Annotated in this window: 9 protein-coding genes, 4 tRNA genes and 3 rRNA genes; 2 read left to right on the forward strand and 14 right to left on the reverse strand. The window is 53.0% G+C overall.

Going from position 1 to position 13,962, the window contains the following annotated elements:
* Nucleotides 1-7: 7 nt before the first annotated feature.
* From ilvM to ilvL, 4 genes are all read right to left on the reverse strand, one after another.
* Nucleotides 8-265: an acetolactate synthase 2 small subunit gene (gene ilvM, locus HF679_RS17695; RefSeq protein WP_123758140.1), complete on the reverse strand. Its 258-nt coding sequence runs from the start codon at nucleotides 263-265 to the stop codon at nucleotides 8-10.
* A complete protein-coding gene (ilvG, locus tag HF679_RS17700) occupies nucleotides 262-1,908 on the reverse strand; it encodes an acetolactate synthase 2 catalytic subunit (RefSeq protein WP_123758141.1) in 1,647 nt (548 codons plus the stop codon). Before ilvG ends, ilvM begins: the two co-directional genes overlap by 4 nt.
* 2 nt (nucleotides 1,909-1,910) lie before the next feature.
* On the reverse strand, nucleotides 1,911-1,982 hold the full coding sequence (gene ilvX, locus HF679_RS25040; RefSeq protein WP_217426897.1) for a peptide IlvX: 72 nt from the start codon (nucleotides 1,980-1,982) through the stop codon (nucleotides 1,911-1,913).
* 66 nt (nucleotides 1,983-2,048) lie between these two features.
* On the reverse strand, nucleotides 2,049-2,147 hold the full coding sequence (gene ilvL / locus HF679_RS17705) for an ilv operon leader peptide (RefSeq protein ID WP_001311244.1): 99 nt from the start codon (nucleotides 2,145-2,147) through the stop codon (nucleotides 2,049-2,051).
* Nucleotides 2,148-2,511: 364 nt separating this feature from the next.
* On the opposite strand from ilvL, the gene HF679_RS17710 reads away from it, so the two are divergent.
* Entirely contained in the window at nucleotides 2,512-4,032 is a 1,521-nt protein-coding gene (locus tag HF679_RS17710) for a YifB family Mg chelatase-like AAA ATPase (protein WP_123758142.1), read from the forward strand.
* A gap of 24 nt (nucleotides 4,033-4,056) precedes the next feature.
* Here the strand turns inward: HF679_RS17710 and HF679_RS17715 are convergent, their stop codons facing one another.
* Nucleotides 4,057-4,395, reverse strand: coding sequence for a DUF413 domain-containing protein (locus HF679_RS17715; protein WP_123758143.1), 339 nt, complete (start codon nucleotides 4,393-4,395; stop codon nucleotides 4,057-4,059).
* A 118-nt stretch (nucleotides 4,396-4,513) separates the two neighbouring features.
* Between HF679_RS17715 and hdfR the strand changes: the two genes are divergently transcribed.
* Nucleotides 4,514-5,335 carry an HTH-type transcriptional regulator HdfR gene (gene hdfR, locus HF679_RS17720; RefSeq protein WP_123758144.1) on the forward strand — a complete coding sequence of 274 codons (822 nt, stop codon included), beginning with the start codon at nucleotides 4,514-4,516 and terminating at the stop codon, nucleotides 5,333-5,335.
* 98 nt (nucleotides 5,336-5,433) lie between these two features.
* Here the strand turns inward: hdfR and HF679_RS17725 are convergent.
* The 9 genes from HF679_RS17725 to btuB form a co-directional block, all read right to left on the reverse strand.
* Nucleotides 5,434-5,509: transfer RNA gene (locus tag HF679_RS17725), tRNA-Trp, on the reverse strand.
* A gap of 50 nt (nucleotides 5,510-5,559) precedes the next feature.
* Nucleotides 5,560-5,636 (reverse strand) — tRNA-Asp (locus tag HF679_RS17730).
* 55 nt (nucleotides 5,637-5,691) lie between these two features.
* Nucleotides 5,692-5,807, reverse strand: a 5S ribosomal RNA gene (rrf, locus tag HF679_RS17735).
* A 95-nt stretch (nucleotides 5,808-5,902) separates the two neighbouring features.
* Nucleotides 5,903-8,807, reverse strand: a 23S ribosomal RNA gene (locus HF679_RS17740).
* Between the two features lie 205 nt (nucleotides 8,808-9,012).
* A tRNA-Ala gene (locus HF679_RS17745) sits at nucleotides 9,013-9,088 on the reverse strand.
* Between the two features lie 109 nt (nucleotides 9,089-9,197).
* Nucleotides 9,198-9,274: transfer RNA gene (locus tag HF679_RS17750), tRNA-Ile, on the reverse strand.
* Between the two features lie 70 nt (nucleotides 9,275-9,344).
* A 16S ribosomal RNA gene (locus tag HF679_RS17755) occupies nucleotides 9,345-10,884 on the reverse strand.
* The 16S, 23S and 5S rRNA genes sit together here with 4 tRNA genes alongside, the layout of an rRNA operon.
* A 381-nt stretch (nucleotides 10,885-11,265) precedes the next feature.
* Nucleotides 11,266-12,117: a glutamate racemase gene (murI, locus tag HF679_RS17760; RefSeq protein ID WP_187042261.1), complete on the reverse strand. Its 852-nt coding sequence runs from the start codon at nucleotides 12,115-12,117 to the stop codon at nucleotides 11,266-11,268.
* A complete protein-coding gene (gene btuB / locus HF679_RS17765) occupies nucleotides 12,062-13,930 on the reverse strand; it encodes a TonB-dependent vitamin B12 receptor BtuB (RefSeq protein WP_123757986.1) in 1,869 nt (622 codons plus the stop codon). The genes murI and btuB overlap by 56 nt, the downstream gene beginning before the upstream one ends.
* Nucleotides 13,931-13,962 lie beyond the last annotated feature (32 nt).

The following is a 13,962-nucleotide window of genomic DNA, read 5'->3' on the forward strand; positions in this document are numbered from 1 at the left end:
CTTGCGCTTAGGCGCGGATTTGTTGTGATGTTGGTTGCTGGATCTCGACACAGGCGACGTCGACCAGCTTACTTAATTGACTAAACAGTAATTCGACGGGACGCTGGCTGGCAACGGTCAATTCGATATTTATGTTGCTGGCGTCTGCGGCGGTTTCCATATTCATGGAGCAAACCTGAAAACCGCGGTGGCGTACCACGCGCAGCACGCGTTCTAAGGTTTCCGGGTTAAAGCGAGCCTGTAAAGCGACCTGATGTTGCATCATGATAATTTCTCCAGCATTTCTGCATTACTGGCACCGGGCGGTACCAACGGCCAGACATTCTCAAGTTCATCAATTGAGACATGAAGCAGGTATGGCCCCTGGCTCGAAAGCATGGTGTCGAGAGCCGCTTCAACCTGGTCTTTACGGGTGATGTGCTGGCCTGGAATGCCAAAGGCGCTGGCCAGCGTGACGAAATCGGGGTTATCGGTCAGAGTCGTTTCGCTATAGCGCTCTTCGAAGAACAGCTGCTGCCACTGGCGAACCATCCCTAAGCGCTGGTTATCCAGCAACAGAATTTTCAACGGCAGCTGTTTGCGCTTCACGGTGCCCAGCTCCTGAACGTTCATCATGAAGGAGCCGTCACCAGAGACGCAGATAACCGTATCGTTCGGCCGCGCAACCTGTGCCCCTACCGCAGCCGGCAGGCCGAAGCCCATCGTGCCTAAGCCACTGGAGGTGATAAAGTTCTCCGGGCGGGTGTAGGTCATGTGCTGCGCTGACCACATCTGATGCTGACCGACGTCGGTGGTTACCACGCTGTCGGCCGGTTTGCGATCGGACAGCTGCTTGAGCAGCAGCGGCGCGTAAATACCGTCGCCAGGATGATCGTAGCGCCATGCGTGTTCGGCACACAGGTCCTGGTTGTACTGACGCCAGGCATCAATCGCCAACGGCCGTTGTAACGCCGGCAGCAGCGTATTCAGATCGCCCGTTACGGCGACATGAGCCTGACGCAGCTTGTTCAGTTCCGCCGGATCGATATCCAGATGGATAACTTTCGCATGCGGCGCGAAGGTGTTCAGCTTCCCGGTCACGCGATCGTCAAACCGCGCCCCGACGGCGATGAGCAGGTCGCACTCCTGTACCGCCAGATTGGCCGCTTTAGTCCCGTGCATCCCCAGCATTCCCAGGTAGTACGGATACTCCGCATCAACGGCGCCCAGGCCTTTCAGCGTGCAGGTTACCGGCAGTTGCGTGACGCCGATAAAGTCGCGCAGAGCGGGAACCGCCTGTGCCATACCGACGCCGCCGCCGACGTACAGCATCGGTTTTTGCGCGGTTGCCAGCATTTGCAGAGCCTGTTCGACTTCGGCATGAGGGAAGGCGATATCATCATCGACGGTGGAGAACCACGGGTCGAGTTCGCCTTTTGCCAGCTGGATATCTTTTGGGATATCAACCAGAACCGGGCCAGGACGGCCTGAGTTGGCGACCTGGAAAGCCTCGGCGATCACTCGCGGCAGCTCCTCCAGAGACTGCACCAGGAAACTATGTTTGGTACAGGCCAGTGACAGTCCCAGAACATCCACTTCCTGGAAAGCGTCCGTGCCGATAAACGGCGCGGCGACCTGGCCGGTGATGGCAACAACGGGGATAGAGTCCAGCAACGCGTCCGCCAGACCGGTAATCAGGTTCGTCGCACCCGGACCTGAAGTTGCAATGCAGACGCCGGTTTTACCGGTGGCACGGGCATAACCAATCGCCGCCATGGCTGCGCCTTGTTCATGCCGGCACAACAGGTGTTCCACGCCGCCGTCATACAATGCATCGTAAACCGGCATAATTGCGCCACCTGGATAGCCAAAAACTGTGTCGACTCCCTGTGTTCGCAAAGCATGTACTACCCACTGTGCCCCGTTCATAGTTAGTTCCCCGTCATAGATCGGGAGAAACAGAATTTTATGCTGTTAGTCATTGTCTGCTCCTCACTCATCATTTTTAAGTTATAAAAAAACCCCCGGACCTTTCGGTGCGGGGGTCTTAGTTCGTTAAGGCTTGATTACTAAGCCTTTCCTCGTCCAAGTGCAGCCCCGCACGGTGGGATAATAATCACCACCACGCTAATCACGACCAGGCTAATCACTCGTAGAAGGGCTGTCATTTTCTGTTCTTTCTGGCTTCTTGTTCGAAGGAATACCTAAAGAGTTATCACAGTCATCGCATCAAACACAAGATTTTTTTATATCTCACTTTCTGATCATGCTAACAATTTTAGGTAAAACAATTGTTTTTAATAAGAAAAGTATAAAGTGAAAAAAATTCAATTTATTGCCATTTTTTATGACGACGCGATGATTCCTCTCTGAAGAGTCCACCACCATGATGTTCGACCGCGAAGCGCATTCCATATTGAATGAAATGTAACGATATCTGGCAAATTCGCTGGAATACGTCGCCTAAAACACGCTTATTGCAGGTTACCAACGCTTTTTCACCCGACATAATACCGGCACTCAGGAGGCATTATGTCACTCGCGATCGTTTACACACGGGCTGCTTTCGGTATCAGCGCCCCGCTTATTACTATCGAAATACATATCAGTAATGGGCTTCCCGGGTTGACCATGGTGGGTCTTCCTGAAACCACGGTGAAAGAGGCGCGGGACCGGGTACGCAGCGCGATCATTAACAGTGGCTATACGTTCCCGGCCAAAAAGGTCACCATTAACCTGGCTCCGGCCGATCTGCCAAAAGAAGGTGGTCGGTACGATCTGCCTATCGCTCTCGCGCTTCTGGTGGCATCGGAGCAGCTTAATACTACCAGGCTGAATCAATACGAGTTTATCGGTGAACTCGCGCTTACAGGGGCGCTACGTGGCGTTCCTGGCGCTATCTCCAGCGCAATGGAGGCGATAAAGGCTGGACGGCAGATTATCGTCGCCGAGGACAACGCTACTGAGGTGGGGCTCATTGAAGGTGGCGAATGCCTTGTCGCCAGGCATCTACAGGAGGTATGCGCTTTCCTGGAAGGCCAGCACACGTTGTCCTGCCCTCTCCCTGAGGCAGAACGCCCTCCACAGGGCCTTCCTGACCTGAGTGATGTCATTGGGCAACAGCAGGGGAAACGCGCGCTGGAAATTGTCGCCGCGGGTGGGCATAACCTGCTGTTGATCGGTCCTCCGGGAACAGGAAAAACTATGCTCGCCGGCCGGCTGCCGGGTATCCTGCCACCATTAAGCAATCAGGAGGCATTAGAAAGCGCCGCGATCCTGAGCCTGTTCAGCTCTCAACGCGCGACGAAACAGTGGCGCCAACGGCCGTTTCGCAGCCCGCATCATAGTGCCTCACTCACGGCAATGGTGGGAGGCGGCTCAATCCCCATTCCAGGTGAGATCTCTCTGGCCCATAATGGGGTGTTATTTCTGGATGAACTCCCGGAGTTTGAACGTAGAGTACTCGATGCGCTGCGCGAGCCGATTGAGTCAGGAAAGATACATATTTCACGGACCCGGGCGAAAATTGACTATCCGGCGCATTTCCAGCTTATTGCCGCGATGAACCCCAGCCCCACCGGGCACTATCAGGGCCACCATAATCGGGCTTCTCCCGAACAAACCTTACGTTATCTGGGGCGTCTGTCAGGACCGTTCCTGGACCGCTTCGATCTGTCGCTGGAAATCCCTCTGCCACCACCCGGCGTACTCAGCCAGGAAGGTGCTGTGTCAGAAGATAGCGCCAGCGTGCGCAAGCGAGTGCTGGCGGCACGTGAAAAGCAGCTCTCCCGGCAGGAGAAACTGAATGCCGATCTGGAAAATAGCGAAATGAAAATCTGGTGCCCACTCCACCACCAGGACGCAATATGGCTGGAGCAGGTATTAACACAGCTGGGACTCTCTATCCGCGCCTGGCAGCGCTTACTTAAAGTTGCCCGGACAATCGCCGACACCGGTGATGAACCTCGTATCGAGCGCTGTCATCTTCAGGAGGCCCTTAGCTATCGGGCAATAGAACGGATGCTGACTCATTTGCAGAAACTGATGACATAAAAAAAGGGCTTTCGCCCTTTTTTCTTAATCGTCGCTTTCGGTGTAATCTTCAGCGCCTTCAACCTGCGGCTTACCGCCGGACAGGGTATGGAAACGCTTAGGCCGCTTAATGCGTGCCATATACTTAATCCAGACGCGCTCCATTTCCGTTACTGGCTCACGCTCACCTCGGCATACCGAAACAAACTGTTTTTCATCTTCGGTGACAGGTTCGCGTTTACCCAGTTCCAGTTCGTTAAGAGCATAACCATGCTGTTCCAGCAGTTGTGCCTCTTTGATGGTGAAATCACCATGACGGGAGAACCCGCGCGGATAATGTTTATTATCGAAAAAACGATTAGTCGTCATAAAGCTTTCCGCCATCCTACACGCTCCTGATTCTTTGGCCGAGCTATTTATGGCGCGGAGTATTAGTTACGCTTGACAGAGTGTAAAACAAAAGATTTAAATCATTACGACAAATAATTTTGCGGAGAAGAGTGTGGATACGGAATTGCTCAAAACTTTCCTTGAGGTGAGTAGAACTCGCCACTTTGGGCGAGCAGCGGAGGCGCTTTATCTGACGCAGTCAGCGGTCAGCTTTCGTATTCGCCAGCTGGAAAACCAGCTTGGCGTTAACCTTTTTACCCGTCATCGCAACAACATCCGTCTGACGTCTGCCGGAGAAAAACTGCTTCCTTACGCCGAAACACTGATGAATACCTGGCAGGCGGCGCGAAAAGAGGTTGCGAACGCTTCCCGGCATAATGAATTCTCGATTGGCGGTAGCGCATCCTTATGGGAATGCATGCTTAACGGATGGCTGGGGAAACTCTACAAAGAGCCCCATAACCTGCAGTTTGAGGCGCGGATTGCGCAGCGGCAATCGCTGGTTAAACAATTACATGAACGGCAACTTGATCTGCTGATCACGACAGAATCGCCGAAAATGGACGAATTAAGCAGCCAGTTGCTCGGTAATTTTACCCTGGCACTCTACTGCGCCTCGCCGTTTAAAAATAAGAGTGAATTGAATTATTTGCGCCTGGAATGGGGTCCGGACTTTCAACAAAATGAGGTCGGACTGATTGGTAGCGATGACGTTCCGCTGCTGACCACCAGTTCCGCCGAGTTGGCCTATCAGCAACTGGCGACGCTAAATGGTTGTACATGGTTACCTACGCGCTGGGTGAAGGATAAAAGCGGGCTACATACGGTGACGGATAGCACAACGCTGTCGCGTCCTCTGTACGCTATCTGGTTACAGAATAGCGATAAGCAGGCGCAGATCCGCGAGATACTCAAAACCAGCATACTGGATTAACTAAAAACACGCCTCCAGGGACGGAGGATGTGGAGGAAATTTCTGGAAGGGAAACGGCAGGCAAAAAAAAATCCTTTGCCTAAGCAAAGGATTATATATGGCAGGGGCGGAGAGACTCGAACTCGCGACACCCGGTTTTGGAGACCGGTGCTCTACCAACTGAGCTACGCCCCTAAATTTGCTACTATTAAGCCTGCTAATGTAGCAGGCTTAATTTTAATAAGTGGCGGAACGGACGGGACTCGAACCCGCGACCCCCTGCGTGACAGGCAGGTATTCTAACCGACTGAACTACCGCTCCACCGAATTTCTTTACAACAACCGGTTTATTGCCCCGGTTTCACTGCTAATTTGATGCCTGGCAGTTCCCTACTCTCACATGGGGAGACCCCACACTACCATCGGCGCTACGGCGTTTCACTTCTGAGTTCGGCATGGGGTCAGGTGGGACCACCGCGCTATCGCCGCCAGGCAAATTCTGTTATCAACACGTCTTAAAGACATATTGACTAATCTGTATCAGGCTGAAAATCTTCTCTCTAATCACCAAAACAGCTTTGGCGTTGTAAGGTTAAGCCTCACGGTTCATTAGTATCGGTTAGCTCAACGTATCGCTACGCTTACACACCCGACCTATCAACGTCGTAGTCTTCAACGTTCCTTCAGGACTCTCAAGGAGTCAGGGAGAACTCATCTCGGGGCAAGTTTCGTGCTTAGATGCTTTCAGCACTTATCTTTTCCGCATTTAGCTACCGGGCAATGCCATTGGCATGACAACCCGAACACCAGTGATGCGTCCACTCCGGTCCTCTCGTACTAGGAGCAGCCCCCCTCAATTCTCCAGCGCCCACGGCAGATAGGGACCGAACTGTCTCACGACGTTCTAAACCCAGCTCGCGTACCACTTTAAACGGCGAACAGCCGTACCCTTGGGACCTACTTCAGCCCCAGGATGTGATGAGCCGACATCGAGGTGCCAAACACCGCCGTCGATATGAACTCTTGGGCGGTATCAGCCTGTTATCCCCGGAGTACCTTTTATCCGTTGAGCGATGGCCCTTCCATTCAGAACCACCGGATCACTATGACCTGCTTTCGCACCTGCTCGCGCCGTCACGCTCGCAGTCAAGCTAGCTTATGCCATTGCACTAACCTCCTGATGTCCGACCAGGATTAGCTAACCTTCGTGCTCCTCCGTTACTCTTTGGGAGGAGACCGCCCCAGTCAAACTACCCACCAGACACTGTCCGCAACCCGGATTACGGGTCTACGTTAGAACATCAAACATTAAAGGGTGGTATTTCAAGGTTGGCTCCACGCAGACTGGCGTCCACGCTTCAAAGCCTCCCACCTATCCTACACATCAAGGCTCAATGTTCAGTGTCAAGCTATAGTAAAGGTTCACGGGGTCTTTCCGTCTTGCCGCGGGTACACTGCATCTTCACAGCGAGTTCAATTTCACTGAGTCTCGGGTGGAGACAGCCTGGCCATCATTACGCCATTCGTGCAGGTCGGAACTTACCCGACAAGGAATTTCGCTACCTTAGGACCGTTATAGTTACGGCCGCCGTTTACCGGGGCTTCGATCAAGAGCTTCTCCTTACGGATAACCCCATCAATTAACCTTCCGGCACCGGGCAGGCGTCACACCGTATACGTCCACTTTCGTGTTTGCACAGTGCTGTGTTTTTAATAAACAGTTGCAGCCAGCTGGTATCTTCGACTGATTTCAGCTCCACGAGCAAGTCGCTTCACTTACCATCAGCGTGCCTTCTCCCGAAGTTACGGCACCATTTTGCCTAGTTCCTTCACCCGAGTTCTCTCAAGCGCCTTGGTATTCTCTACCTGACCACCTGTGTCGGTTTGGGGTACGATTTGATGTTACCTGATGCTTAGAGGCTTTTCCTGGAAGCAGGGCATTTGTTACTTCAGCACCGTAGTGCCTCGTCATCACACCTCAGCGTTAACAGAAGTCCGGATTTACCTAAACTTCCCGCCTACATGCTTAAACCGGGACAACCGTCGCCCGGCTAACATAGCCTTCTCCGTCCCCCCTTCGCAGTAACACCGAGTACAGGAATATTAACCTGTTTCCCATCGACTACGCCTTTCGGCCTCGCCTTAGGGGTCGACTCACCCTGCCCCGATTAACGTTGGACAGGAACCCTTGGTCTTCCGGCGAGCGGGCTTTTCACCCGCTTTATCGTTACTTATGTCAGCATTCGCACTTCTGATACCTCCAGCAACCCTCACAGGCCACCTTCAACGGCTTACAGAACGCTCCCCTACCCAACAACACATAGTGTCGCTGCCGCAGCTTCGGTGCACAGTTTAGCCCCGTTACATCTTCCGCGCAGGCCGACTCGACCAGTGAGCTATTACGCTTTCTTTAAATGATGGCTGCTTCTAAGCCAACATCCTGGCTGTCTGTGCCTTCCCACATCGTTTCCCACTTAACTGTGACTTTGGGACCTTAGCTGGCGGTCTGGGTTGTTTCCCTCTTCACGACGGACGTTAGCACCCGCCGTGTGTCTCCCGTGATAACATTCTTCGGTATTCGTAGTTTGCATCGGGTTGGTAAGTCGGGATGACCCCCTAGCCGAAACAGTGCTCTACCCCCGAAGATGAGTTCACGAGGCGCTACCTAAATAGCTTTCGGGGAGAACCAGCTATCTCCCGGTTTGATTGGCCTTTCACCCCAGCCACAAGTCATCCGCTAATTTTTCAACATTAGTCGGTTCGGTCCTCCAGTTAGTGTTACCCAACCTTCAACCTGCCCATGGCTAGATCACCGGGTTTCGGGTCTATACCCTGCAACTTAACGCCCAGTTAAGACTCGGTTTCCCTGCGGCTCCCCTATACGGTTAACCTTGCTACAGAATATAAGTCGCTGACCCATTATACAAAAGGTACGCAGTCACCTAACAAGTAGGCTCCCACTGCTTGTACGTACACGGTTTCAGGTTCTTTTTCACTCCCCTCGCCGGGGTTCTTTTCGCCTTTCCCTCACGGTACTGGTTCACTATCGGTCAGTCAGGAGTATTTAGCCTTGGAGGATGGTCCCCCCATATTCAGACAGGATACCACGTGTCCCGCCCTACTCTTCGAGTTCACAACGTGTGCATTTTAGTGTACGGGGCTATCACCCTGTACCGCCGGACTTTCCAGACCGTTCCACTAACACACGCGCTGATTCAGACTCTGGGCTCCTCCCCGTTCGCTCGCCGCTACTGGGGGAATCTCGGTTGATTTCTTTTCCTCGGGGTACTTAGATGTTTCAGTTCCCCCGGTTCGCTTCGTTAAGCTATGTATTCACTTAACGATAGTGTGACGAATCACACTGGGTTTCCCCATTCGGAAATCGCCGGTTATAACGGTTCATATCACCTTACCGACGCTTATCGCAGATTAGCACGTCCTTCATCGCCTCTGACTGCCAGGGCATCCACCGTGTACGCTTAGTCGCTTAACCTCACAACCCGAAGCTGTTTCGTAAAACAGTCCGCATTGCGAAAATTTGAGAGACTCGAACACACCGCTTTTCCTTTCTTATTACGGAGAAAGGAAACAGTGTGTCGTTTCAATTTTCAGCTTGATCCAGATTTTTAAAGAGCAAAACTTCGCAGCATACCTTTTCAGGTACACTCTGAAGTTTTCTTGTTAGTCGCAGTAAAGGATGGTGGAGCTATGCGGGATCGAACCGCAGACCTCCTGCGTGCAAGGCAGGCGCTCTCCCAGCTGAGCTATAACCCCATCGTAATACTCATCTCTCGTACCGGTAATTCAGACTGAAACAAGGCGTGGAAGGGCGAAGCATACTGAGGTATGCGAGTCGTTTCACAACGCAGTATCAGGATGAATTTGGTAGGCCTGAGTGGACTTGAACCACCGACCTCACCCTTATCAGGGGTGCGCTCTAACCACCTGAGCTACAAGCCTGCAGAGATGTTTTACTGCTTATTTTTCATCAGACAATCTGTGTGGACACTACAAAGGCAGGTTCTTCAGGTAAGGAGGTGATCCAACCGCAGGTTCCCCTACGGTTACCTTGTTACGACTTCACCCCAGTCATGAATCACAAAGTGGTAAGCGCCCTCCCGAAGGTTAAGCTACCTACTTCTTTTGCAACCCACTCCCATGGTGTGACGGGCGGTGTGTACAAGGCCCGGGAACGTATTCACCGTAGCATTCTGATCTACGATTACTAGCGATTCCGACTTCATGGAGTCGAGTTGCAGACTCCAATCCGGACTACGACATACTTTATGAGGTCCGCTTGCTCTCGCGAGGTCGCTTCTCTTTGTATATGCCATTGTAGCACGTGTGTAGCCCTACTCGTAAGGGCCATGATGACTTGACGTCATCCCCACCTTCCTCCAGTTTATCACTGGCAGTCTCCTTTGAGTTCCCGGCCGAACCGCTGGCAACAAAGGATAAGGGTTGCGCTCGTTGCGGGACTTAACCCAACATTTCACAACACGAGCTGACGACAGCCATGCAGCACCTGTCTCACGGTTCCCGAAGGCACTAAAGCATCTCTGCTAAATTCCGTGGATGTCAAGAGTAGGTAAGGTTCTTCGCGTTGCATCGAATTAAACCACATGCTCCACCGCTTGTGCGGGCCCCCGTCAATTCATTTGAGTTTTAACCTTGCGGCCGTACTCCCCAGGCGGTCGACTTAACGCGTTAGCTCCGGAAGCCACTCCTCAAGGGAACAACCTCCAAGTCGACATCGTTTACAGCGTGGACTACCAGGGTATCTAATCCTGTTTGCTCCCCACGCTTTCGCACCTGAGCGTCAGTCTTTGTCCAGGGGGCCGCCTTCGCCACCGGTATTCCTCCAGATCTCTACGCATTTCACCGCTACACCTGGAATTCTACCCCCCTCTACAAGACTCAAGCCTGCCAGTTTCAAATGCAGTTCCCAGGTTGAGCCCGGGGATTTCACATCTGACTTAACAGACCGCCTGCGTGCGCTTTACGCCCAGTAATTCCGATTAACGCTTGCACCCTCCGTATTACCGCGGCTGCTGGCACGGAGTTAGCCGGTGCTTCTTCTGCGAGTAACGTCAATCGCCAAGGTTATTAACCTTAACGCCTTCCTCCTCGCTGAAAGTACTTTACAACCCGAAGGCCTTCTTCATACACGCGGCATGGCTGCATCAGGCTTGCGCCCATTGTGCAATATTCCCCACTGCTGCCTCCCGTAGGAGTCTGGACCGTGTCTCAGTTCCAGTGTGGCTGGTCATCCTCTCAGACCAGCTAGGGATCGTCGCCTAGGTGAGCCATTACCTCACCTACAAGCTAATCCCATCTGGGCACATCTGATGGCATGAGGCCCGAAGGTCCCCCACTTTGGTCTTGCGACATTATGCGGTATTAGCTACCGTTTCCAGTAGTTATCCCCCTCCATCAGGCAGTTTCCCAGACATTACTCACCCGTCCGCCGCTCGTCACCCGAGAGCAAGCTCTCTGTGCTACCGCTCGACTTGCATGTGTTAGGCCTGCCGCCAGCGTTCAATCTGAGCCATGATCAAACTCTTCAATTTAAGTTTGATGCTCGTGAATTAAACTTCGTAATGAATTACGTATGTTCACTCAGAGACTTGGTATTCATTTTTCGTCCGAGGACGTTAAGAATCCATGTCACTTTGAGTGCCCACACAGATTGTCTGATAAATTGTTAAAGAGCAGTGCAACGCGGCTTTCGCTCACCGTTGCGAGGTCCCGTATAATACGTTTTCCTCATTCAGAGTCAAGCATTTGTTTTCGCTTTTCTCTGTCAGAATTTCCGGAGAAACCCTTCTGACCCGGCGGCTTGCTTGCCGTTGTTCCGTGTCAGTGGAGGCGCATTATAGGGAGTTCTGAGACGTTGACAAGCCCTGTTTTAAAAAAACTTTTCAACCGTCTCTTTTTTGTGCAAAACACCCTTAAAGCGGCAGTTTTTCCAGCGTCTCAAAGCCATAACGCTGTAAAACGGGTAAAAGTTGCTCGGTTCCGGCGGTCAGCGCCATGCAATAGGCAATATTAGGATCACTGGATTTTGCATCTGGTGCTTCGTGCTCCAGCAGCCAGACGGTACGGCGGGCAATTGCGGCTCCGGAATCAATCATTCGCGTGCCTTCCGGCAAGACCTGCTGCAGTTCTTCCTGTAACAGCGGGAAATGCGTGCAGCCCAGCACCACGGTATCGGGCGGCTCTGACATTCGCAGCCAGGGACGCAGAATACGGCGTAACTCATCCAGCGGGACCGGCTCGCCCTGCAGCTTCGCTTCTGCCAGCTCAACCAGTTCCGCAGAACCCAGCATCTCTATCTTACATTCATTGGCAAAGCGGCTGATTAGCTCACGCGTATAAGGACGCTTAACCGTACCGCGGGTGGCTAGCAGGCCGACAATACCGTTCGCCGTGAGTCGGGCCGCAGGCTTAATCGCCGGCACCACACCCACCACGGGAAAGCCGAATTTGTCGCGCAGTGCAGGAAGAGAGACGGTACTGGCGGTGTTACAGGCAATGACGGCTAGCGCCAGTGGATAACGCTGCTGAACTGCGGTGACAATCTCGAGTACGCGTTCAACGATAAATTCTTCACTCTTTTCCCCATAAGGAAAAGCAACGTTATCGAAAGCGTAGATGTAATGCAGATCCGGCAGCAGCTGCCGGATCTCATTATAAACCGACAACCCACCGACACCGGAATCAAACACCAGTACGGTGGGACGTGGATCAGAAGGTGTAGCTGCCAGACAAGTAGTATTCTCGTCCTGCAGTTTGGTAGCCATAAGCTGTCTCGTAATCTTTATCGAACAGGTTGGCTATTTTACCACGAACTGTCAGGCGATCGGTGATCGGATACGCGGCAGAAACGTCAACCGTGCTGTAGCTTGGCAAAATTCGCTGCGTCGGATTGTACTGAGACGTGTTGTTGTCGTAGCGCTTACCGTAATACTGCCACGAGATATCCATATCGACCTTGAACATCGTCCAGTCGAGCTGGTATTTAGCCTGGCGTTTAGAACGTCTGGCCAGGACTTCGCCGTTGTCGTCATTGCGCGGATCGACATACTGCAACGTCACGCGATGGCTGAAGATGCCGGTATCAATATTACCCGTCCACTCCACACCTTTAATGGTCGCGGAATTGATATTGTCATACTCACCGTCATAGGTGACAGGATCCGAGTAATAGGTAATCAGATTCGAAATCTTGTAGTGATACGCCGACAGTCGCCAGTCCAGCGGACCGGTGAGTCCTTCAAGTCCGGCTTCCCACTGCTTAGACTCTTCAGGCTTCAGGTTCGGGTTTGAGTTGATGCCAAAGCGGGCGGAGCCGAACTGTTGCCCCAGAGAAGGCGCGAGGAAGCCGGTGCCGTAGCCCAGGGTGACGCGATAATTCTCCACGAACTCCCAACCGGCGGTGGTTTGCCAGGTGCCGTGCCAGCCAAACTGCTCGTCGTGGTCCTCGCGGCCGGAAGCCTCAAGCGTCACATCACCAAACTGCTGTTGCCCGGTCAGATACAGACCCGTGTTATCGCGCTTATAGGTATCCGATATCACCGTGTCCGACGAGGTCAGTCGCTGCTGCTGCCAGTCCACACCGGCGCTCACCGAGCCGTGACCAACAACAAGATTGTTTCCCCACTGCAGATTACGCTGCGTCATGCGATCGAGCGTCGTACCGTCATTGTAACGGCCGTAGATGCTGCTGTAGTTGTAGTCTTTCACCTTCTGGTAGCTGGCGATCAGCTGCGAAGAGTAGATCCCGGAGCTGTAGGTCAGGCCCGCATCCCAGCTCTGGTTATAGAGCTGTTCTTCATCTGCGCTGTACGCCGCGCTGTAGGGCGCACTTCCCAGATCGTAATCGGAGTTGTTGGTATAGCTGCGACCGCGGAAGAAGCCGTCGAAGTTATCGTTGAATTTATGCTCGAGGCTGCCCCAGAACGCTTTACTGCGGAAGCCGTCGCGATCCTGGTCATGGCTCCAGCTGGAGTCAGGCTGAACGTTAAAGCCTTTATTGCCCTCATAGGAGCCCGCCACAGTAGCAACCGTATCGCCGAAGCGATGACGCAGAGTGCCGTCGTATTGCTGATAGCCTTCCGACCCGACGCCCGCAGTGATCTTAGATTCTTCTTTATCAGAGTGGGTAATGACGTTAATCACCCCGCCCATCGCGCCGGAACCATAAATCGCGGAGCGCGGTCCACGGATGTACTCCACCCGTTGCACCAGCGAGAGCGGTATTTGGTTGAGGTCGGGGTTATTGGTGATGCCAGGGCGAGGCGTAGGAACGCCATCGATCAGCACCAGCACCTGTTTGGCTTCCGTACCGCGGATGAACAGCGACGAGCTCTGCCCCATTCCGCCATTCTGGGCAACATCCACACCAGGCAGTCGACGCATGACGTCGTTTAAATCCTTGGCCTGCCAGCGATCGATATCTTCCCGGGTCACCACGTCAGTCGGCGCAAGCACCGTATTGACCGGCTGTTGAAAACGATTTGCTGTCACCACTAACGTGTCTGAATTGCTGTCTTGCGCCCAGCCAGAAAATGCCGTGACGGAGAGTGCCGTCATCAGCGAAGCTTTTTTAATCATTGTAAAAGCATCCGTAACATATAAAGGATGCC

Source organism: Enterobacter sp. JUb54 (assembly GCF_014298075.1).
GTDB classification, from domain to species: Bacteria; Pseudomonadota; Gammaproteobacteria; order Enterobacterales; family Enterobacteriaceae; genus Klebsiella; species Klebsiella lignicola.

What these genes read in the sequence shown, in the direction of transcription:
- ilvM (WP_123758140.1), bottom strand. Translation starts at nt 265, where the DNA reads ATGATGCAACATCAGGTCGCTTTACAGGCTCGCTTTAACCCGGAAACC.
- ilvG (WP_123758141.1), bottom strand. Translation starts at nt 1,908, where the DNA reads ATGAACGGGGCACAGTGGGTAGTACATGCTTTGCGAACACAGGGAGTC.
- ilvL (WP_001311244.1), bottom strand. Translation starts at nt 2,147, where the DNA reads ATGACAGCCCTTCTACGAGTGATTAGCCTGGTCGTGATTAGCGTGGTG.
- HF679_RS17710 (WP_123758142.1), top strand. Translation starts at nt 2,512, where the DNA reads ATGTCACTCGCGATCGTTTACACACGGGCTGCTTTCGGTATCAGCGCC.
- HF679_RS17715 (WP_123758143.1), bottom strand. Translation starts at nt 4,395, where the DNA reads ATGGCGGAAAGCTTTATGACGACTAATCGTTTTTTCGATAATAAACAT.
- murI (WP_187042261.1), bottom strand. Translation starts at nt 12,117, where the DNA reads ATGGCTACCAAACTGCAGGACGAGAATACTACTTGTCTGGCAGCTACA.
- btuB (WP_123757986.1), bottom strand. Translation starts at nt 13,930, where the DNA reads ATGATTAAAAAAGCTTCGCTGATGACGGCACTCTCCGTCACGGCATTT.